Consider the following 19,851-nt stretch of genomic DNA (forward strand, 5'->3'; position numbering starts at 1 on the left):
GGGGCGGCGGGGGCGGGGGCCCCCCCCCCCCCCCGGGGGGGGGGGCGCGCCCCCCCCCGGGGGGGGGGGGGCCCCGGCCCCCCGGGGGGGGGGGGCCCCCCCGGGCGCCCCCCCCCCCCCACGCCGGCGGCCAGTTGGGCCATCGCCTCGGTGAACTCGCTCAAGCTCAGCCGAACCCGTTGGCCGACAGCCACTCCTTGGCCACGGTGGCCGGCTCGTCCTTGTTGACGGAGATCTTCGTCATCATCTCGATCAGCGACTGCGTGCTGAGCTTGGCCGAGACCGCGTCGAGCGTGGTCTTGATGGTGTCGTTCGTGCCCGCCTTGTAGACCAGCGGGGTGACGTTCTGGGCGGGGAAGATGTTCTTCGGGTCCGCGAGCGGGACCAGCTTGTTGGCGATGATCTTGGGGTCGGTGGTGAAGACGTTGCCGACCTGGATCGTGCCGTCCTTGATGGCGTCGGCGGTGGTGGGGCCGGTGGGCTTCCACTCCTTGAACTCCAGGCCGTAGACCTCCTTGAAGCGGGCCTCCCAGCGCTTCTTGAACTCCGGCGGGCCGCCGACGACCATGGTCTTCGACACCTTGGCCAGGTCCTCGATCGACTTCAGGGAGTCCTTGGCCGCCGACGCCTCGGAGACCGACAGGCTGTCCTTGTCCTCGGCGGGCGAGGAGGTGAGGATCTCCAGCGTGTCGGGCAGCTTCTCCTTCAGCGCCGTGTCCACGTCGGCGGTGGTGCCGGCCGTGGTCTTGGGGTCGATGAAGGCCAGCAGGTTGCCGTTGTACTCGGGCACGATGGTCAGGCCGCCGGCCTTGACCTGGTCGTACACGACCTCACGGCTGCCGATGCGCGGCTTCTCCTCGACCTGGACGCCCTTGGCCTCAAGCGCCTGGGCGTAGATGGAGCCGAGCAGGACGCTCTCGTCGAAGTCGAACGAGCCGATGATGGCCTTGCCGCCGCCGGCGGGCGCGCTGCTGGCGGCACCGCTGGGCTGGGCGCTGGTGGTGTCGAGCGGGTTGCCTCCCGAGCCGGAGGATCCGCAGGCGGCCAGCGCGAGTCCGGCCGACAGCAGCATCGCAGCGGTGCTGAAGATGCGTTTCATCAATATTTCCCTTCTTAGCGGGGGGTTGAGTAGGAGACTAGCGAACTCTCTGACTAACCCCCGGAGAGACGCTCACCCGCTGGACGAGGGTGAACGCCAGCTGCACCACCAGAGCAAACAGCACAATCAGTACAGAACCACCGACCACGCTCGCATACTCCTTGGTGGCGAATCCGTCGATGACGAAGCGCCCGAGCCCGCCCAGGCCCACGTACGCGGCGACGGTCGTGGTGGCCACCACCTGGATGGCCGACAGCCGCAGGCCCAGCAGGATCAGCGGCAGCGCCACCGGGACCAGCACCCGTCCGAGCACCTGCCCGCCGCGCAGACCCATCCCGTACGCGGCGTCGCGCAACTCAGGATCCACACCCCGGATGCCTTCGAACGTGTTGACCAGGATCGGCGGGATCGACAGCAGCACCAGCGGAATGATCACCGGCAGGATCGAGGCGGTGCCCAGCAGCAGCACGAACAGCACGAGCATGCCCAGCGTCGGCAGCGCCCTGGCCAGGTTGGCGGAGATCACGACGATCACCCCGCCCTTGCCCGTGTGCCCGATCAGCAGGCCGAGCGGGATCGCGATCAGCACCGCGAGCACGAGGGCCAGCACCGAGTACTCCAGGTGCTCCAGCAGCCGCATGGGGATGCCGCCGGGCCCCGTCCAGTTCTCGGGGTTGCCGAAGAAGTCCGTCAGCCAGTTCACGACGCCCTCCTCGCCCGCACCCACGGCGTCAGCAGCCGCTGCGCCAGCACCAGCAGCCCGTCGGCGACCAGCGCCAGCAGCACGATGCCCACGATGCCGACGATGACCGGCGGCAGGAACGGGTTCTGGTAGGCCCGGGTGAACAGCATCCCGAGCCCGCCCTGGCCGATCAGCGCGCCGACACTGACCAGCGAGATGCTGGAGACCGCGACGACCCGCAGGCCCGCCAGCACGACCGGGGTGGCGATCGGCAGCTCGACCTGGACCAGCCGGCGTACCGGCGTGAAGCCCATGGCCACGGCCGACTGACGGACGTGGTCGGGCACCGCGCCCAGCCCGTCGACCACCGACGGGATCAGCACGGCCATGGCGTAGAACGTCAGCGGGATGATCACCGTGGTCTGCGACAGCCCGGTCACCGAGATCAGCAGCATGAAGATCGGCAGCGACGGCAGCGCGTAGAGGATGTTCATCAGCCCGGACGTGGGCTGGTACAGCCAGCGGAAGCGCACGCACGCCAGCCCGAGCGGCAGCGACAGCACGAGCGCCGCCACGATCGGCACCAGCGACATCACCAGGTGGTCGCTGAGCAGGTTGCTGATGCTGCCGACCCGCCCGGTGTCCCAGTTGCGGGCGAACCACTCCCAGAGTGTTGGCGGACCGTCAGACATCGGCCGCCTCCGCGAGCGCCTCGTCGAGGGCCTCGCGGGTGGCCACGCCGACCACCTTCCCGTCCTCGTCCACAGCCACCGCGCAGCCCGAAGGCGACAGCAGCGCCGCGTCGAGAGCCGACCGCATGTTGTCCTTGCCGTGCAGGAACGTCCCGTACGGCTCCCGCTCCTCCGGCCGCCGGGGCGTGACCCAGGCCACGGGCCGGCCGTCCGGGGTGACGATGAGCAGCCAGGGCTCCTCGGAGTCCGCGGGGAACTCGTCCTCGGGGACGGTCAGGTCGGTGCGCAGCCGTAGCCCCGCCGCCGAGATGAACTGCAGGCGCCGGATCCCCCGGTCGTGCCCCAGGAACTCGCGCACGAACTCGTCGGCGGGCTCCGACAGCAGCGTCTTGGGATCGGCCAGTTGCGCCAGCCGCCCGCCCACGCGCAGCACGGCCACGCGGTCGCCGAGCTTGATGGCCTCGTCGATGTCGTGGGTGACGAAGACGATGGTCTTGTTCAGCTCGGACTGCAGCTTGAGCAGCTCGTCCTGCAGGCTCGTACGCACGATCGGGTCGACCGCGCTGAACGGCTCGTCCATGAGCAGCACCGGCGGGTCGGCGGCCAGCGCCCTGGCCACCCCGACGCGCTGTTGCTGGCCTCCGGACAGCTGGAACGGGTAGCGCTGGGCCATCGCCGGGTCGAGCCCGACGACCTCCAGCAGCTCCATGGCCCGGTCGCGGGCCTTCTTCTTGTCCCAGCCGAGCAGGAACGGCACCGTGGCGACGTTGTCGACGATCTTCCGGTGCGGGAAGAGCCCGGCCTGCTGGATGACGTAGCCGATCCCCCGGCGCAGTGTCGGCGGGTCGATCGTCTGTACGGCGGTGCCGTCCAGCAGGATCTGCCCGTCCGACGCGTCGATCATGCGGTTGATCATCCGCAGTGAGGTGGTCTTGCCGCACCCCGACGGCCCGACGAACACGGTGATCTGGCCCGTGGGAGCCTCAAGGCTGAGGTTGTCCACGGCGACCGTTCCGTCTGGATAGCGTTTGGTGACAGAGTCGAACGTGATCACGCGTGACCTTCCGTTCGTGGCGAGACCGTAGCCCCCCTGCCACGTCCGCCGCATGATCTCTTGCGCCCCTCAGACTACGGCGATGAAGGTGCTTCTGTCCCATCGGCCTGTGCTTAAACGCTTCACCGACCTGGGAGGATTCATATCAAATGACGTTCTCATAGTGCGCAACACCTGTAGGAGTTGGCATGATTGCCAGCACAAACTCCGACGCCGCACCCCTCACCCCCAGCGTCCGTTTTCCATCAGAGGATCCGGCCCAGTGACTCAACCGCTCACCGATCAGCGCTCCCGCAACGACCTGATCGCCGAGCTCTACGACCGTCACGCCACCGGGCTGTTCGCGTACTGCGCGGACCAGCTCGGCGACCCAGCCTCCGCCGGGTACGCGCTGGTCGCCGTGCTCTCCAGCGTGCCCGCCCAAGCGCCGCCGCGCGCCGCCCTCTACGCCCTCGCCCGCCGCGAGATCCACCGGCGTGACATCGTCTACGCGCCCCCCGTCGTCGACCCGCTGGTCGACCCCGCCTCCGCCCTGGTCGAACGGACCCTGCGCGAGCTCCGCCCCCACCAGCGCGAGGTCCTCCTCCTGTGCGAGGTCTGCGGCCTGACCACGACCGAACTCGCCTGGGTACTCGACGTCGCCCCCGACACGGCGGAAGAGCTGGCCATCAGCGCCGCGCACCGCTTCCGCCAGACGCTCTCCACCGCACTGGCCTCCACGGGCGCGCGCGTCCCCGCCTCCGTCGCCGACGTCTACGGCGCCCTGTCGGTCGCGCCGCTGCGCGACATCCTCTGCCGCCTGCCGTGGCCCGCCCCGGCCGCCGTCCTGCGCGTGCACGTCGCAGGATCCCGTACGGCCGGCGCCGCCCCCCTCTTCGTCAAGCCCCTGTGGCCCGCGCCGCCCCGCTGGCCGCAGCCGCTCGCCGAAACAGACCCCAGGACGGCGACGGGCATCTTCCCCACGGAACTCCTCACTCCCCCGGCGGGCCGCGCCGACCACGAGGCCACCACGGCTCCCATGCCCCGCCTCCGCGACCCCCTGACCGGCCCCCCGCCGTTGCTGGGCACCACTTCCCCCCGCGACCGGCCGACCGGCTCCCCCACCCTCGGCAGGTGGGACTCCTCTCCCGCCGGCGACAGGTGGGGCCCTTCTCCCACCGGCGATGTGCTGGACGGACCTTCCCCCCGCGATCAGCCGGGCGTGTCCTCGGCCCGCGACCTACCGGGCGCGTCCTTCGCCCGTGACCTGCCGGGCGTGTTCCCTGCCCGTGACCTGCCGGGCGCGTCCGCTGCCCGCGACCTGCCTGGCGCGTCCTTCGCCCGTGACCTGCCGGGCGTGTCCCCCGCTCGTGATCTGCCGGGCGGCTCGCCCGCTCCAAACCCGCAGGCCGGATCGCCCGCCCGGCCCTTCACCGCGTATCCGGTCAGCGACCCGCCGGCGGGGACGCCGCTGGCCAGGAGCCCCAGGCAGGACCCGCGGGGCGAAACCCCCGTGCGCGGCCCGTTCACCGCGGCGCCCACCCGCGACCCCTCGGCCGGGGCGCCTCCGTCCGACGCGTTCACCTCCGAGCGGGACCCCTTCGCCCCCTTCACCGGCGCCTCCGCCCAAGAGGAGCCGTCCGGCGCCGATGGGGAGGAGCCGGGCTGGCGTGCGGGTCTGCCGCCCAGGCCCAGGGTCCGGGACGGGCTGCCGCCGAGGACCGGGTTCCTGCTGTCGGCTCCGGTACCCGCGGACATACTGGACGACCCGCCCACCGACATCATGCCGCCGCTGGACCTGCCCTCCCCCGGAGACGTACTGGTCCACAGCTCCCGAACAGACACCCCGCCTCCCGGCCGGCCACCAGCTCCCGACGTCCCGGAGACCAGCCGAAGGCCGGACGCCGGGATCCGAAAGCCGGATGCCGGGACTCGAAGGCCGGACGCCGGGACCACGGACGACCCCCAGGGGCCGGACAAGGGCAGGGGCGCGGGAGAGGCGTTCTCCGCATTCCAGCCATTCACCCGGGCCCGCCGCCCGGCCAACGAGCCCGTCTACCGGCTCCCCATGCCCTCAGACATCCTGGCCGCCAGCGACCCCGCCCGGCTGGACCAGCCCGACGAAGGCTCCGGCGTCCCGAGTGCCCCTTGGGTCTCCGACCCGGCCACCTCTCCTGAGCCGACGCCCGAGTTCTCCTGGGCACCGGGCGACCGCCCGACACGGACCGACCGCCCGACACGGGCCGACCGCGACCCGCTGGACGGCCGCGACCCGCTGGACGGCCGGAAGGCGCCAGGAGGCGACGGCCGCGTACAGGGCAGGCCCCGGCTCGCGGCCTCCCGGCAGAACATGGGCGCCAAGCAGCCCACCGGCCAGCGAAAGCCGTCGCGCACCGGCCCGGCGGCCAAGAAGCAGGCGAGGAAGCGCAAGCAGCGTAAGCACCGCGACTGGGCGTGGGAGGTGGCGGGCTTCCTGATCTGCGTGCTGATCGCCATGCTGGTGTTCTTCGCAGTCCCGGTAATCGGCTCCCCATAACCACGCCCCGCCCCCACCTGACCGAGCACCCTGTGCCCGCCTCCACCTGACCGAGCACCCTGTGCCCGCCTCTGCCTGGCCAAGTACCCGTGTCAGCCTCTCTGGTCGGACCTCCGGCCCGCCTCTCCCTGGCCGCACCGGTGCGTGGCTCCCGGACGCGGCCGGGCTCCGATGCTCGGTGTCCGGCTCGCTCCGCCCGCGCACTGATGCTCGGCTTTCGACGGGGCCCGACCGGACGGCGGCACCTCGATCGGCCTGTCCGGATCCGGCCCCGGGACTCCCATGGCATCGCCGAGCCGGCCCCTCCCCCGTCCGGTCGACCGGGCCCGGCGGGAGCTGGGCCGGCCGCGCGTCGGCGGGGGTGGGGGTCAGGGGGAGGAGAGGATGAGGCCGCTGGTCGGGACGCCGGTGCCGGCTGTGACCAGGACGTTCGACACGTCCCTGACCTGGTTGACCGAGGTGCCCCTTACCTGGCGGACGGCTTCGGCGATGCCGTTCATGCCATGAATGTACGCCTCACCCAACTGCCCTCCGTGCGGGTTGACCGGCAGGCGGCCGTCCAGTTCGATGCCGCCGTCCGCGACGTACCCGGCCGCCTCGCCACGACCGCAGAAGCCCAGCTCCTCAAGCTGTGTCAGCACGAACGGCGTGAAGTGGTCGTAGAGGATCGCGGTCTGCATGTCAGCGGGCCCCATGCCGGAAATTTCCCAGAGTTTGCGGCCGACGACGGACATCTCGGGAAGGCCGGTCATGTCGTCGCGGTAGTAGCTGGTCATCATCATCTGCCCGGCGCCCGCCCCCTGAGCGGCGGCCGTGATCACCGCGGGGGAACGGCGCAGGTCCCTGGCCCGGTCCTCCGAGGTGACGACCAGCGCCACCGCGCCGTCGCTCTCCTGGCAGCAGTCGAGCAGGTGCAACGGCTCCACGATCCACTTCGACGCCTGATGGTCGGCCAGCGTGATCGGCCGCCCGTGGAACCACGCCGCCGGGTTGGTGGCCGCGTGCCGCCGCATCGCGACGGCGACGCGGCCGAAGTCCTCCGACGTCACGCCGTAGACGTGCATGTACCGCCGCGCGAACATGGCCACCCAGGCCGCGGGCGTCATCAGCCCGTACGGCACGTGCCAGCTCATCTCCAGCCCCTGCGACGAAGGCTCCCCGCCGAGCCGGGCATCGGGCTGGCCGAAGCGGCGGCCGGATCGTTCGTTGAAGGCCCGGTAGCAGACGACGGTACGGGCCATGCCGGTCCGCACGGCCATCGCGGCGTGCATCACCGTGCCACAAGCGGCGCCACCGCCGTAGTGAACACGCGAGAAGAAGGTCAGGTCACCGATCCCGACCTCGCGTGCGACGGCGATCTCCTGGTTGGTGTCCTGGGTGTAGGTCACCAGGCCGTCGACGTCCCCGGGCAAGAGCCCGGCGTCGTCGAGCGCGGCGAAAACGGCCTCGGCGGCCAGTTGCAGCTCCGAACGCCCGGAATCCTTGCTGAACTCGGTGGCACCGATCCCGGCGATGGCGGCTTTCATACGGAAACCCTTCAGGTATTCACAACATCCCGGCCAGCGGGTCGACAGCGGACGGACAGATCTGGCCAGAAACCACGGAGCGGCCAGCGGGGAAACGGCCGAGTGGAAGGTGGCCAGAGGACCTTGCGGAGGGAGCCTGACAAGCAGGCGGCCGGCTGTGGCTGTGGCTGTGGCCGTTGGATAGGGGGGCGGTCGTCAGCTAGGGATGTGGCCGTGGGTCAGGGGTGCGGTCGTGGGTCAGAAGTGCGGTCGTGGGTCAGGAGTGTGGCCGTTGGTCAGGGGTGCGGCCGGTCGTCGGGGGTGTGGCCGGTCGTCGATGGGCCGCGGTTGTGGGTAAAGGGGGCCGTTGCGGTGGGGACCACGTCCGACGTGAGAAGCGATCCCCCCGACCTGGGCCCGCCCACGTCGGCGGGTGGCGTGGGGGTGGCTGTGCCGTAACTCCAAAAGCCCGTGACCTTGAAGGGCGGAACGTGGGGACAAGAGGGTCACGACGGGAGCGAGAGGACCACCGAACCGGTCGCGTGGCTGCCGAGGGAGACCTTGCCGCGGACCTCGACGGTGAACTCCTCGCCCTTACGCGCGATCACCGCCCCCGTGAACGCCAGCAGGTCCCCCGCGTAGGCAGGCACTCCGAGCTTCACGTTGATCCGGCGGATCACCGCCTCGGGGCCCGCCCAGTCGGTGACATACCGTTCGACCAGCCCCATCGTGGTCAGGATGTTGAGGAAGATGTCCTGCGAGCCCTGCGCGCGGGCGATCTCGACGTCGTGGTGGACCGGGGTGAAGTCCATGGTGGCGATCGCGGTCGAGACCACGAGGGTGGGCGTGATGCTGATGGACAGTTCTGGCAGAACCATGCCGATTTCGATCTGCTCTCCGGTCAACGTCCGCATCATGACTCCTGTGGCGTCCACATCGGAAGGATCAGTTCGTCATCCATTGCGCGAAACGTTGCCCGCACCGTCATACCGATACCCACCGCGTCCACGGGACAGTCCACTATGTTCCCCACAATCCTTACGCCTTCCGGAAGTTCCACCACCGCCACCACAAACGGGGTTTCGCGTCCGGGCACGGGCGGGTTGTGGTGGACGACGTAGCTGTAGACGGTTCCCTCGCCGCGCGCGACGACGTGGCCGCGGTTCGCCGAGCGGCAGGCGGGGCAGATCGGGCCTGGTGGATGGCGTAGTTCGCCGCAGTCGGCGCAGCTTTGGACGCGCAGTTCGCCGAGTTTCACGCCGTCCCAGAAGAACTGGGTGTCCCGGTTGACGGCAGGTTTCAGCGGGTACGGCTGACGCCTTTCCTTAACCCGCGGGCGAAATTTCAGGACCCGGAAGAGCATCTCCGCCACCGGCTCGTCGAACTGGTCGTACCAGGTGACATTCCAGGTGGCGAAATATCCTTCTCCGAGGGCGGTCGTCTTAGGCCCGGTAAGTCCGGAAAAGCGGGTGGCCGGAGTCAGCACGTCGCCCAGCCGGGCGTACCGGTGGTAGGTCTGCTCGCAGTTGGTCGCCACCACCCCCGTGTACCCCTGGGCGTTCAGCTCGGCCAGCATGTCGTCCACCGGCGAGCGGTCCCGTACGTCGCGCCGCACCCCGCCCATGGTCCACACCTGCGCCATGGCAGGAGGCGCCACCCCTTTGTCGAGATAAAGCGGGTTCTGGTCGCCCATGGCGTCGAGCCAGTGCCGGATCATCGGTTCGTTGACCGGATCGGCCGCGGGCAGGCCGCGCAGCTCGCCCATGGCCACCTGCCTGCGCGCCATCTCGTGCAGATCGGTCATCGCGGCGGCCTCGGCAGGCTCAGGCCGAGCATGGCGATCAGCTCCCGCTGCACCTCGTTCACCCCGCCGCCGAACGTCAGCACCACGGCACCCTTCACGCCGTGGTCCAGCCGGTCGAGCAGTTCGGCCGTCTCCGGGTCGGCCGGGTCGCCGAACCGCGCCAGGATGTCGCCCACGATCCGGCCGATCTCCTGCATGCGCTCAGAACCGTAGATCTTGGTGGCCGACGCGTCGGGCGCGCCCAGCCAGCCGAGGTCCATGTTGGCCGCGACCTGCCAGTTCAGCAGCTCGTTGGTGCGGAAGTAGGCGTAGACGCGACCCAGCGCGCGGCGTACGTCGGGATGCCCGTCGTTGCCCGTCCTGCGGGCCCAGGCCAGGAACCTGTCGTAGGTCTGGCCGAGGTTGCCCGCCGGGCCGAGCGTGACCCGCTCATGGTTGAGCTGGTTGACGATGAGGTCCCAGCCTTTGTCCACTTCGCCCACGACCATGTCCACCGGTACGCGGACGTCCTGGTAGTAGGTGGCGTTCGTGTGGTGGCGGCCGTCCATGGTGACGATCGGTGTCCAGGAGAAGCCGGGGTCGTCCGTCCCGGCGATCATCATGGTGATGCCCTTGTGCTTCTTGGCCCCGGGGTTCGTCCGCGCCGCCAGCCAGATGTACTGCGCGTAGTGGGCGCCGGAGGTGAACACCTTCTGCCCGTTCACGACATAGTGGTCGCCGTCGAGCACCGCGGTCGTCCGCAGCGAAGCGAGGTCCGTGCCCGCCTCCGGCTCGCTGTAGCCGATCGCGAAGTGACACTCCCCCGCCAGGATGCGCGGCAGGAAGAACTCCTTCTGCTCGGGCGTGCCGTACTGCATCAGCGTCGGCCCGACCGTCTGCACCGTGATGATCGGGTACGGCACCGCGGCCCGCGCGATCTCGTTGGCGAAGATCTGCTGTTCGAGTGGCCCGAAGCCGGCGCCGCCGTACTCCTTGGGCCAGCCGAGCCCCAGCTTGCCGTCGCGCCCGAGGCGGCGGCAATGCTCCATGTACGCCTCGCCGAACGGGTCCTCGGCGATCTTCTTGCGGTCGTCGCCGGTGAGGCAGGCGCGGAAGTACTCGCGCAGCTCCTCCCGCAGCCGCTTCTGCTCGGTGGTGAGGTCGATCAGCATCAGGCGAGCGCTCCGATCAGGTCGAGCTGGGCGTCGGCGCCACCGAGCAGGTGGGACAGGTGCTTGGCGTGCGCGAAGCTCTTGTGCAGGGGGTAGGTCACGTCCAGGCCGAGGCCGCCGTGCAGGTGCTGGCAGGTGAACAGCGCGCGGAAGGCCTCGCTCACGTGGTACGCGGCCACCGCGACGTCCCTGGCCTCCAACCCCCAGACGGCCGACCACATCGCCACGTCCAGCGCCCGCGAGGCCACGTAGACGTCGGCGATCTGCATCGTCACCGCCTGGAACTCCGCCAGCGCGCGGCCGAACTGCTTCCTGGTCTTGATGTACTCGGTGGTCAGCTCAAGCGCGCCCGCCAGGACGCCGCTCGCCTGCGCGGCGACCGCGGCCGTGTAGATCAGGCGGACGCCGTCGGCGTCGTCGGCGACCTTCTCCGCCGGGGTCCGGTCGAAGACCAGCGTGGCCAGCGGCTCACCGGTCGAGGCGAACTCCGGCACCACCTGGCCGGGACGGGCCAGGAACAGCCCCTCCGCCGCCGAGACCAGCGCCACGTCCGCCACCGCCCCGTACGGCACCGCGCACTTGCGGCCGGTCAGCGTCCAGCCGCCGGAGTAGTGGGCCCGCGTCTGCGGCGGGTCGGCCAGCGCCCTGCCCGCCTCCTTCAGCGCGACCGTGCTCACCCTGGCCTGGCCGAGGCGGGCCTGCTGCTCGCGCGAGCCGTACCGGCTGATCGCCAGTGAGCTGACCAGGACGGGCAGGGCCGGCAGCTCGCGCGCGCCCACCTCGCGCAGCACGACGGCCATCTCGACGCCGCCGAGGCCCGCGCCGCCCACGTCCTCCGGCAGGCAGACGCCGAGCAGGCCGGCCTCCCTGAGCTGGTCCTCGCCGGCCTGCTTGGCGAGCAGGTCCGCGGCAAGTTCGCGCAGCTCCCGCTGCGTTTCGTCCAATGCGAAGTCCACTAGCTCTCCAATAAGTGCTGCCGCCCGAAGCGGGCGAACTCGGTCTCGATCTCCACGACGTCGTCGCCGGTCAGCGGCCGGTAGCCGGTCGCCGTCCGGAGGTACACGGGGTCGGTGGCGCCGTGCCAGGCCTGCCGGGCGAGGACGCGCTTGAGTACCTTGTGGGAGGGGGTCTGCGGCAGTTCCCGACAGATCCGGATATATCGCGGTACGGCCTTCGCCCCGAGGTCGGCACGCGCGCCCAGAAACTCCGCGAAGGCCGCCACCTCGAACCGCCCGTCCGGCACCAGGGCCAGCATCACCTGGTCACCGGCGGCCGCGTCGGGAACCGGGTAGACGGCCGCCTCCACGATCCCCGGCGCCTCGCGGACCACCGCCTCGATGGGGGCGACGGCGAGGTTCTCCCCGTCCACGCGCAGGCGTTCCGTGCCCCGGCCGGCGAAGAAGACGTACCCCTCCTTGTCGGCATAGGCCAGGTCACCCGACCAGAAGGCGCCTTCCCTGATCCGCTCGGCGTCGGCCTCCGGGTCGTTGTAGTAGCCGTCGAACAGCCCGAGCCCCCGGACGTTGACCAGTTCCCCGACGGCTTCCTCGGCGTTCAGCAGACGGCCGCCCTCGACGACTGCGGGCGGACAGCGCTCGCCGGTCGCCGGGTCGCGGATCTCGACGCCGTCGGGCAGGCGGCCCAGGCATCCGGGCGGCCCCGACGGATCCGGCGTGATAGAGACCGCGGTCTCGGTGGACCCGAACGCGTCGATGACGAAGCACCCGAACCGCTCCCCGAAGCGGCGGGTCGCGGTGGCGCTGCCCTCGTTCCCGAAGGCGAGCTTGAGCGGGTTGTCGGCGTCGTCGGAGCGCTCCGGGGTGGCCAGGACATAGGAGAGGGCCTTGCCGACGTAGTGCAGATACGTGCAGCCATATTTCCGGACATCGGGAAGGACGCCGGAGGCCGAGAAGCGCTTCCTGAGCACCAGCGCGGCCCCCGAGGCGACGGCCGGAGCATACGCAGCCATGATCGCGCCGGAGTGGAAGAGGGGCATCGAGCAGTAGACGACGTCGTCGCGGGTGAGCATGCGGGCCAGTGACAGGCCGGGGACGGCGAGTTTGCGCTGGGTGATCCGCACCGCTCTTGGGCGGCCCGACGAGGTGCCGGAGGTGAAGACGAGCATGACCAGGTCGCCGGGGGGCGCGGGCTCACGGTCGTGGGTCGCCTGGAGTTCGTCCAGGGAGATCCGCCGGATGCCCAGGTCCCCGGAGATCGCTCGCGCCGCCTCGGCGTGGACGCCGTCGTACACGATGAGCTCGACGTCGGCGGCCCGCGCGTCGCGAACCAGCTCGACCGGCGACCGCGTGGGGTTGAGCGCGACCACCACCGGCCCGCCCAGCGCCGCCGCGCCGACCAGAAAGACCATTTCCGGCACGTTGTCCAGCAACACGCCCACATGACCGGCCCCGCGCAACCACCCCGCATAGGTACGGCAGAGCGCGACCTGCTCCCGCCACGACCAGACCCGGTCGGCATAGTGGAGCGACGGCCGGTCGTCGTCGGCGCGGGCCGCGAGCAGGGCGGCGAACGTGTCCGCGGTCATCCGGCCTCCACCAAGCGCTCGGTCACCAACTGTCCGCAAAACTAGAACAGATTCTAATATCTGTCCAGCAACCGCCTCCGTCCACGAAACACGACTTTTCCTCATAACCGGATGGACATGCGGCTATGCCCCTTCTTTGTGACTCGCGAGTAACAAGCCGAGTTACGGAGAAATCAGATAACGTGTTCTTATGCGCACCCCGCCTGCGACAGTCGCAGCGCCACCTCCCGACCCCGAGGCCCCCCTTCCGAGCGCCGGTGGGTCCGGCGTGCGCACCCGCAGCCAGCACCAGCGCCGCAAGCGCATCGTCCAGGCCGCCGCCGCCCTCGCCTCCCGAGGCGGCGTCGAGGCCATGCAGATGCGCACCGTCGCGGAACGCGCCGGTGTGGCCCTGGGGACGCTGTACCGATACTTCCCCTCGAAGATGGACCTCGTCGTGGCGGTCGTGGGCGAAGAGATCGACCTGCTGGAAAACAGCATCGAACGCCGCCCGCCCAGCGCCGGCACCCCCGCCGGCCGCGCGGTCGACGTCCTGATGCGCGCCACCCGCGGCCTCATGCGCGAGCCCGAACTGGCCGACGCGCTGATCCGATCGCTGATCATGGCCGAGGTGGAGACGCCGTTCGGCGACCGCATGACCGGCCTGATCCTGAGGGTGTCGGCGGGCGGGCTGACGCGCGACGAGGCGAGCGAGGAGCAACTGGCGCTGGCGGGGTCGCTGTCGAGCGTGTGGGTCCACGAACTCCTCGAAATGCTGCGCGGCCGCCGCACCTACGACCAGATCCAACGCCGCATCGAAATAGCCGCCGCCCGCCTGGTGTCCGACCTCTGACGCCCTCGCCGCCCGGTCGCTGCGGGCCGCCCCTGACGTCCTCGCCGCCCGGTCGCTACAGGCCACCCCCCTGACGTCCTCGCCGCTCGGTCGCTACAGGCCCCCTGACGTCCTCGCCGCTCGGTCGTTGCGGGCCGCTTTTCCGTTACGGCAAGCCGCCCCACCACCACCCGCCGTCGTGGGCGCGCGCCGATCGTGGGGATCGCTTCTCACGTCGCACGTGGTCCCCACCGCAACGGCCCCCCTTGACCAGCCACAGCGCGCAGAACCCCTCCGCCGGGCATGCGACACAGCAGTTGCCAGGAGGGGCCCCGGAAGCCCGGCGGGATGTCCTCGCGGACAGGAGGCTACCGACCGGGCGGTAGGGTGGGTTGGTGATCCAGAGTGACACCAAGGGACGGATCCTGGCGGCAGCCCTGGAGCTGTTCACCGCACGCGGCTACCGGACCACCTCCATGCGCGAGATCGCCGAACAGGTTGGGCTGACCAAACCCACCCTCTACCACTATTTCCGCTCCAAGTCGGAGATCATCCAGCAGCTCCTGGATCCCTTCCTCGACAACCTCGACGCCGCCCTCGAACACCCGGAGACCTTCCTGGAACGATGCGTCGACACGATGGTCGGCCATCGGCGCGTGCTCACGCTGCTCCTGCGCGACACCACCGTCTACTCCGAGGAAGAACACCTGGCGACCCGCGTCGTCACCTGGATGGACCGGGCCAACGGCCTCCTGGCGGGCCCCGCGCCGACCCGCCGCCGCAGCATCCGCGCCGCCCAGGCCCTCGCCGCCGTGGCCGACCCGATGGTCCTGTCCATGCCGATCCCCGACGCCGAACTCCGCTCCGAACTCCTCCGCGGCGCCCAGCTCCTCCTGGCCGACAGCGACTGACCACACATGGCGGGCCACCGGCCCCGCAAGGCCATCTGTCCCCGCAAGGCCATCTGTCCCCGCAAGGCCACCGGCCACCGTAAGGCCGCCGGTCCCCGCGAGGCCGCCGACGCACGACCGGCCGACGACGGGTGATTCGTACCTGCGAGACTGGCGGAATGATGATGCGGGCGGTCACGCAGGATGTACTCGGTGGTCCGGACGTCCTCAGGGTGACCGAGGTCGCCAGGCCGGAGCCGGGGCCGACCGAGGTGCTGGTGCGGGTGCGGGCGGCAGGTGTGAACCCCACCGACTGGAAGCACCGCGCCAACGGCGGGCTGATCGGCGCCCCGCCCTTCACCCTGGGCTGGGACGTCTCCGGCGTGGTCGAGGCGGTGGGGCCGGGGACCACGCTGTACCAGCCGGGCGACGAAGTGTTCGGCATGCTCCGGTACCCGCAGGCACACGGCGCCTATGCCGAGTATGTGACCGCGCCAGCCCGTACCTTTGCCCGCAAACCCTCAGAGATCGACCACATTCAGGCAGGCGCGCTGCCCCTCGCGGCGCTCACGGCGTGGCAGGCGCTGGTGGACACCGCGGGCGTCCGGGGCGGCCAGCGGGTGCTCGTGCACGCCGCGGCGGGCGGGGTGGGTCACCTCGCCGTGCAGATCGCCAAGGCGCGCGGCGCCTTCGTCATCGGTACGGCCAGCGCCGCCAAGCACGACTTCCTCCGCCGCCTGGGTGCCGACGAACTCGTCGACTACCGGAACACCGACTTCGCCAACGTGGTCCGGGACGTGGACATGGTCCTCGACACCATGGGCGGCGACTACGGCTCCCGCTCCCTGCGCACCCTGCGCGAGGGCGGCACGATCGTCTCCTTGGTCCTGTCCAAGCTCGACCCCGCCCTCGCCGAGGAGGCGTCGGCACGCGGCATCCGAACGGCCGCGATGCTGGTGGAACCGGACCTCGCCGCCATGAAGGCCATCGCCGCCCTGGCGACGGCGGGCCGCCTGCGCGCCGAGATCGCCGCGGTCCTCCCACTGGAAGAGGCCGCCAAGGCCCACGAACTCGGTGAAACCGGCCACACCACCGGCAAAATCATCCTCACCCCCTAGCCCCACCACCTGGGGCTCTGGCCCGCGCAGGAAGGGCCCCACGGCGGCTGTCGAGCGCGTGCGCGTGGGGCGGGTTAGGGCGCGTGCAGGGCAGGGCCCCTCGTTCCTGCCGCTGCACGCGCCAGAAGGACGAGCCCGAGCCCGGACCCGCCCGTCCTGCGGCCGCCGATCGAAAGCCTTGAAAGGCTCACCATCCGGTGCGGCCACAGGTGTAGACCTCGGGCAGGTTCACAGCTCATCGCCATGCCGACAGCTTTTTGTCACACGCATCCGCTAAACAGGGAACATGACAGTCAGCGATGACTTCGCTCAGCTGGCCGACCCATTGCGGCGGGAGCTGCTCGCACACTGCTATCGCATGCTCGGCTCGGTTCACGATGCCGAGGACACCGTCCAGGAGACCTACGTTCGGGCCTGGCGGGCCTACGACAAGTTCGAGGGCCGCTCCTCCGTACGCACCTGGCTCTACAAGATCGCCACCACGCGCTGCCTGACCGCGCTCGACAAGCAGGGCAGGCGGCCGATGCCCACCGGGCTCGGGGCGCCGAGTGCCCGGGGTGAGGGGCCGCTGGGCGAGACGATGGAGCTGGAGTGGCTGGAGCCCGTTCCCGACGAGGCCGTCGGGGCGGACGGGCGGGATCCGGCGACCGTGGTCACCTCGCGGGAGAGCATACGGCTGGCCCTCGTGGCGGCTCTGCAGTACTTGCCGGCTCGGCAGCGGGCGGTGCTCATCCTGCGTGACGTGCTTCAGTGGCGGGCGGCCGAGGTGGCCGACCTGCTCGACACGTCCACCGCCGCGGTCAACAGCAGCCTGCAGCGCGCGCGGGCACAGTTGGCCGAGGTCTCACCGGCCGAGGACCAGATGGGCGAGCCTGACGAGCGGGAGCAACGCGAGCTGCTCGACCGCTACATGCAGGCCTTCGAGAGCTACGACGTGGACGCGATCGTCAAGCTGTTCACCGAGGACGCGGTCTTCGAGATGCCGCCGTTCCCCGGGTGGTACCAGGGCGCGGAGAACATCGGGCGGCTCATCGCCACCCACTGCCCGGCCAAGCGGCCCGGCGACCTCAAGCTGGTGCCCTGCCAGGCCAACGGGCAGCCGGCGTTCGGCATGTACCTGCTGGGCGAGGACGGCCTCTACCACGCCTTCGGCCTCCCGGTGCTCACTCTGTCGACGGCCGGGGTCACCCACGTGTGCCAGTTCTTCGACCTCAAGCTCTTCGGCATCTTCGGCCTTCCCACCACCCTGCCCGCCTGACCCCACGTCAGCAGCCCCGAGGCCCCCAGGGCACGGGGCAGCCGGGTGCGCGCTGCGACACGACCTGTCGGGGGCGTCGGCCGGACCGACCGTCCGCGACCGAAGGGCAGGTAGGTGGTGCCCCGCCGGTCAAAGGGTGGTGGACACGCGCCGGCGACTGGGTGATCGCAGGGCCGGGTGCATTGCGGGTCGAAACTAGAACGCGTTACATTCGCCTCCAGAGCATCGTTCTGGAGGCGCTGTGGGCACACCTGTGATCGTAGAAGCCGTAAGGACTCCCATCGGCAAGCGCAACGGCTGGCTGGCCGAGCTCAAGCCGCAACAAGTTCTAGCCGCAGCGCTGACCGGCCTCGTCGAACGGTCGGGCATCGACCCGGCCACCGTCGAGCAGGTCTTCGCCGGGTGCGTCACCCAGGCGGGCGAGCAGGGCGGGCACGTGGGCCGCTACTCCTGGCTCTACGCGGGGCTGCCGCACCAGACCGGCGTGACCACGATCGACGCGCAGTGCGGGTCTTCGCAGCAGGCGGTTCACCTGGTGGCGGCGTTGATCCAGGCGGGCGTCATCGAGGTGGGCGTGGCGTGCGGGGTCGAGGTGATGAGCAGGGCGCCGCTGGGCAGCAACGTCCAGCCCGCGCGCCCGCGTCCCGACGACTGGTTGATCGATCTGCCCGATCAGTTCACCGCGGCCGAGCGGATCGCCACCCGGCGGAGCCTGACCCGGGAACGGCTCGACTGGTTCGGCGCCCGGTCTCAGCAGCTCGCGGCCAAGGCGTGGGCAGACGGCCGGTTCGACAGGGAGATCGTGCCCGTCCACGGCGTCACCAAGGACCAGGGCTTACGCGAGACCACCGCAGACGGCCTGGCCAAGCTGAAGCCGGTCGTGCCCGGAGCGCTACACACCGCGGGCACGTCGTCGCAGATCTCCGACGGCGCCGCCGCCGTCCTGCTGATGAGCGAGAAGGCAGCTCAGAGGTACGGCATGCGTCCCCGCGCCAGAATCCTGGCCCAGACGCTGGTCGGGGCGGAGCCGTACTATCACCTGGATGGGCCGGTGGACGCCACGGCGAGGGTGCTGGCCAGGACGGGGATGGCGATGAGCGACATCGAGAGGTTCGAGGTGAACGAGGCGTTCGCCGCGGTCGTCCTGTCCTGGGCGAGCGTGCACGAGCCCGACTTCGACCGGGTCAACGTCAACGGCGGCGCCATCGCGCTGGGCCATCCGGTGGGCGCGACCGGCGCCCGGCTGATCACCACGGCCCTGCACGAGCTCGAACGCTCCGACTCGGCCACCGCCCTGGTCAGTATGTGCGCCGGCGGCGCCCTGGCCACGGCCACCGTTCTCGAGCGCCTCACGTGACAACCCGACCCGACGGCCGGCCTCCGGTAACCGCACCACCCGACGACGAGCCGAGCGAGAGCTCGCAACGCGAGAAGCAGCTTCCGGCAGCCATGCGGCCCGACGACCTGCCGAGCGGAAACACGACACGCGGCGACGACCCACCGGGCGGAAACACGACACGCCGCGACGACTTGCCGGGCGGGAACACGCGACGTGCGGAACAGCCCTCGGTGGCGGCGCGGCGCGATGAGCCGCCTCGTGTCATGACGCGACGCGATGGCCGGCCGAGCGGGCGGACACCGCGGGCACCGCAGACACCGCAGGCGCCGAAGGCAGAGCGGGCGCGGGGGAGGACGCGGCGGCAGCCGTACAGCAGTCAGAAGCCGCAGGATCTGGGTGGCGGGGTGTGGAGTGTGCCGGTGCCGATTCCCGGCAATCCGCTCGGCTACACGCTGGTCTACGCGATCGAGTCGCCGCGTGGGCCGGTGCTCATAGACGCGGGGTGGAATCATCCGGACGCCTGGGAGGCGCTGAGCGGCGGGTTCGCGGCGCTGGGGATCGACGTGGCCGACGTGTACGGGGTCGTGGTCACGCACTTCCATCCCGATCACGCGGGGCTGGCGGGGCAGGTGCGGGAGGTGTCCGGGGCGTGGATCGCGATGCACGAGGCGGACGCGGCCATCGTCACGCTCATGCGGGGCCTGGCCGACGACGAGCACCGGGACTTCCAGACCGAGATGCTCCGGCGGGCCGGCGCCGAGGGACTGGATGTGAGCGTGCCGGTGGCCGAGCGGCCGGTGCCGCCCGCGCAGCCGGACCGGACGCTTCGTGACGGGGACATCGTGGACGTGCCGGGCCGTGAGCTGCGGGCGATTCACACCCCGGGTCACACACCTGGACATCTGTGCCTGCGGCTGGAGGACCGGCTGTTCACGGGCGACCACGTGCTGCCGGACATCACCCCGCACGTCGGCATCTATCCCTACGACCGCGTCGACGTGGACCCGCTCGGCGATTTCCTGAAGTCTCTGGAGAAGGTGGCCGAGCAGGGCCCCCTCACCGCCCTACCCGCCCATGAGTGGATATTTCCGGATGTGGCGGCACGCGCCGCCCAGATCCGCCACCATCACGAGGAGAGACTCCACACGCTCGCCACACTGCTGACCAGCATGGGCGAGCCGCTGACCATCTGGGAGATCGCCGCGATGATGACGTGGAACCGAGCATGGGATGACCTGTCCCCTATGCTCCGAGGACTGGCGGCCGGAGAAGCCGCCGCCCACCTTCGCACCCTGGAGGCACGCGGCGAGATCCGCCGCGTGTCCGGGGTCGATCCCGTACGCTTCCAGGCCCTAGACTCGTAGACATCCGATGTCTAGGGAGAGAAG

General features: G+C 70.6%; 17 protein-coding genes. 7 read left to right on the forward strand and 10 right to left on the reverse strand.

Annotation, left to right across the window (positions count from 1 at the left end; all coding sequences use genetic code 11):
- Nucleotides 1-166: 166 nt before the first annotated feature.
- The 4 genes from ACIBKY_RS48300 to ACIBKY_RS48315 are packed head-to-tail and all read right to left on the reverse strand — an operon-like array spanning nt 167 to nt 3,527.
- Nucleotides 167-1,099 (reverse strand): ABC transporter substrate-binding protein, encoded by a 933-nt coding sequence (locus ACIBKY_RS48300; protein ID WP_397108250.1) that lies wholly within the window; start codon nt 1,097-1,099, stop codon nt 167-169.
- Nucleotides 1,100-1,136: 37 nt separating this feature from the next.
- Nucleotides 1,137-1,802: an ABC transporter permease gene (locus ACIBKY_RS48305; RefSeq protein WP_379612103.1), complete on the reverse strand. Its 666-nt coding sequence runs from the start codon at nt 1,800-1,802 to the stop codon at nt 1,137-1,139.
- Nucleotides 1,799-2,473, reverse strand: coding sequence for an ABC transporter permease (locus ACIBKY_RS48310; protein WP_184972667.1), 675 nt, complete (start codon nt 2,471-2,473; stop codon nt 1,799-1,801). The genes ACIBKY_RS48305 and ACIBKY_RS48310 overlap by 4 nt, the downstream gene beginning before the upstream one ends.
- A complete protein-coding gene (locus ACIBKY_RS48315) occupies nt 2,466-3,527 on the reverse strand; it encodes an ABC transporter ATP-binding protein (protein WP_397108253.1) in 1,062 nt (353 codons plus the stop codon). The genes ACIBKY_RS48310 and ACIBKY_RS48315 overlap by 8 nt, the downstream gene beginning before the upstream one ends.
- Nucleotides 3,528-3,789: 262 nt before the next feature.
- Between ACIBKY_RS48315 and ACIBKY_RS48320 the strand changes: the two genes are divergently transcribed.
- Nucleotides 3,790-6,042 (forward strand): hypothetical protein, encoded by a 2,253-nt coding sequence (locus ACIBKY_RS48320; RefSeq protein WP_397108254.1) that lies wholly within the window; start codon nt 3,790-3,792, stop codon nt 6,040-6,042.
- A 368-nt stretch (nt 6,043-6,410) separates the two neighbouring features.
- Here the strand turns inward: ACIBKY_RS48320 and ACIBKY_RS48325 are convergent, their stop codons facing one another.
- The 6 genes from ACIBKY_RS48325 to ACIBKY_RS48350 form a co-directional block, all read right to left on the reverse strand.
- Complete coding sequence (locus tag ACIBKY_RS48325; RefSeq protein ID WP_397108256.1) at nt 6,411-7,568, reverse strand: lipid-transfer protein; 1,158 nt, start codon at nt 7,566-7,568, stop codon at nt 6,411-6,413.
- 485 nt (nt 7,569-8,053) lie between these two features.
- Nucleotides 8,054-8,464 (reverse strand): MaoC/PaaZ C-terminal domain-containing protein, encoded by a 411-nt coding sequence (locus ACIBKY_RS48330; protein WP_397108258.1) that lies wholly within the window; start codon nt 8,462-8,464, stop codon nt 8,054-8,056.
- Nucleotides 8,461-9,351, reverse strand: a complete 891-nt coding sequence (locus ACIBKY_RS48335) for a bifunctional MaoC family dehydratase N-terminal/OB-fold nucleic acid binding domain-containing protein (RefSeq protein WP_397108260.1) — start codon at nt 9,349-9,351, stop codon at nt 8,461-8,463. Before ACIBKY_RS48335 ends, ACIBKY_RS48330 begins: the two co-directional genes overlap by 4 nt.
- Nucleotides 9,348-10,502 carry an acyl-CoA dehydrogenase family protein gene (locus ACIBKY_RS48340; protein ID WP_397108262.1) on the reverse strand — a complete coding sequence of 385 codons (1,155 nt, stop codon included), beginning with the start codon at nt 10,500-10,502 and terminating at the stop codon, nt 9,348-9,350. The genes ACIBKY_RS48335 and ACIBKY_RS48340 overlap by 4 nt, the downstream gene beginning before the upstream one ends.
- Nucleotides 10,502-11,458, reverse strand: coding sequence for an acyl-CoA dehydrogenase family protein (locus ACIBKY_RS48345; protein WP_397108264.1), 957 nt, complete (start codon nt 11,456-11,458; stop codon nt 10,502-10,504). The genes ACIBKY_RS48340 and ACIBKY_RS48345 overlap by 1 nt, the downstream gene beginning before the upstream one ends.
- Complete coding sequence (locus ACIBKY_RS48350; protein ID WP_397108266.1) at nt 11,458-13,047, reverse strand: AMP-binding protein; 1,590 nt, start codon at nt 13,045-13,047, stop codon at nt 11,458-11,460. Before ACIBKY_RS48350 ends, ACIBKY_RS48345 begins: the two co-directional genes overlap by 1 nt.
- Before the next feature lie 268 nt (nt 13,048-13,315).
- On the opposite strand from ACIBKY_RS48350, the gene ACIBKY_RS48355 reads away from it, so the two are divergent.
- The 6 genes from ACIBKY_RS48355 to ACIBKY_RS48380 all read left to right on the forward strand — a co-directional run bounded on the left by ACIBKY_RS48355 (nt 13,316) and on the right by ACIBKY_RS48380 (nt 19,827).
- The gene (locus ACIBKY_RS48355; RefSeq protein ID WP_379612114.1) at nt 13,316-13,879 is read left to right on the forward strand and encodes a TetR family transcriptional regulator; all 564 of its coding nucleotides are present in this window, start codon (nt 13,316-13,318) and stop codon (nt 13,877-13,879) included.
- A gap of 374 nt (nt 13,880-14,253) precedes the next feature.
- Nucleotides 14,254-14,769: a TetR/AcrR family transcriptional regulator gene (locus ACIBKY_RS48360; RefSeq protein ID WP_397108268.1), complete on the forward strand. Its 516-nt coding sequence runs from the start codon at nt 14,254-14,256 to the stop codon at nt 14,767-14,769.
- Nucleotides 14,770-14,933: 164 nt separating this feature from the next.
- A complete protein-coding gene (locus ACIBKY_RS48365; protein ID WP_397108488.1) occupies nt 14,934-15,866 on the forward strand; it encodes an NADP-dependent oxidoreductase in 933 nt (310 codons plus the stop codon).
- A gap of 286 nt (nt 15,867-16,152) precedes the next feature.
- Nucleotides 16,153-17,124 (forward strand): sigma-70 family RNA polymerase sigma factor, encoded by a 972-nt coding sequence (locus ACIBKY_RS48370; RefSeq protein ID WP_397108270.1) that lies wholly within the window; start codon nt 16,153-16,155, stop codon nt 17,122-17,124.
- Between the two features lie 241 nt (nt 17,125-17,365).
- Nucleotides 17,366-18,481, forward strand: coding sequence for a steroid 3-ketoacyl-CoA thiolase (locus ACIBKY_RS48375; RefSeq protein WP_397108272.1), 1,116 nt, complete (start codon nt 17,366-17,368; stop codon nt 18,479-18,481).
- 395 nt (nt 18,482-18,876) lie between these two features.
- Nucleotides 18,877-19,827, forward strand: a complete 951-nt coding sequence (locus ACIBKY_RS48380) for an MBL fold metallo-hydrolase (RefSeq protein ID WP_397108274.1) — start codon at nt 18,877-18,879, stop codon at nt 19,825-19,827.
- The last annotated feature ends 24 nt before the right edge of the window (nt 19,828-19,851 follow it).

The organism is Nonomuraea sp. NPDC050394 (assembly GCF_044459065.1).
Classification (GTDB): Bacteria; Actinomycetota; Actinomycetes; order Streptosporangiales; family Streptosporangiaceae; genus Nonomuraea.

What these genes read in the sequence shown, in the direction of transcription:
- ACIBKY_RS48330 (WP_397108258.1), bottom strand. Translation starts at nt 8,464, where the DNA reads ATGATGCGGACGTTGACCGGAGAGCAGATCGAAATCGGCATGGTTCTG.
- ACIBKY_RS48325 (WP_397108256.1), bottom strand. Translation starts at nt 7,568, where the DNA reads ATGAAAGCCGCCATCGCCGGGATCGGTGCCACCGAGTTCAGCAAGGAT.
- ACIBKY_RS48370 (WP_397108270.1), top strand. Translation starts at nt 16,153, where the DNA reads ATGACAGTCAGCGATGACTTCGCTCAGCTGGCCGACCCATTGCGGCGG.
- ACIBKY_RS48365 (WP_397108488.1), top strand. Translation starts at nt 14,934, where the DNA reads ATGCGGGCGGTCACGCAGGATGTACTCGGTGGTCCGGACGTCCTCAGG.
- ACIBKY_RS48310 (WP_184972667.1), bottom strand. Translation starts at nt 2,473, where the DNA reads ATGTCTGACGGTCCGCCAACACTCTGGGAGTGGTTCGCCCGCAACTGG.
- ACIBKY_RS48340 (WP_397108262.1), bottom strand. Translation starts at nt 10,502, where the DNA reads ATGCTGATCGACCTCACCACCGAGCAGAAGCGGCTGCGGGAGGAGCTG.
- ACIBKY_RS48335 (WP_397108260.1), bottom strand. Translation starts at nt 9,351, where the DNA reads ATGACCGATCTGCACGAGATGGCGCGCAGGCAGGTGGCCATGGGCGAG.
- ACIBKY_RS48300 (WP_397108250.1), bottom strand. Translation starts at nt 1,099, where the DNA reads ATGAAACGCATCTTCAGCACCGCTGCGATGCTGCTGTCGGCCGGACTC.
- ACIBKY_RS48350 (WP_397108266.1), bottom strand. Translation starts at nt 13,047, where the DNA reads ATGACCGCGGACACGTTCGCCGCCCTGCTCGCGGCCCGCGCCGACGAC.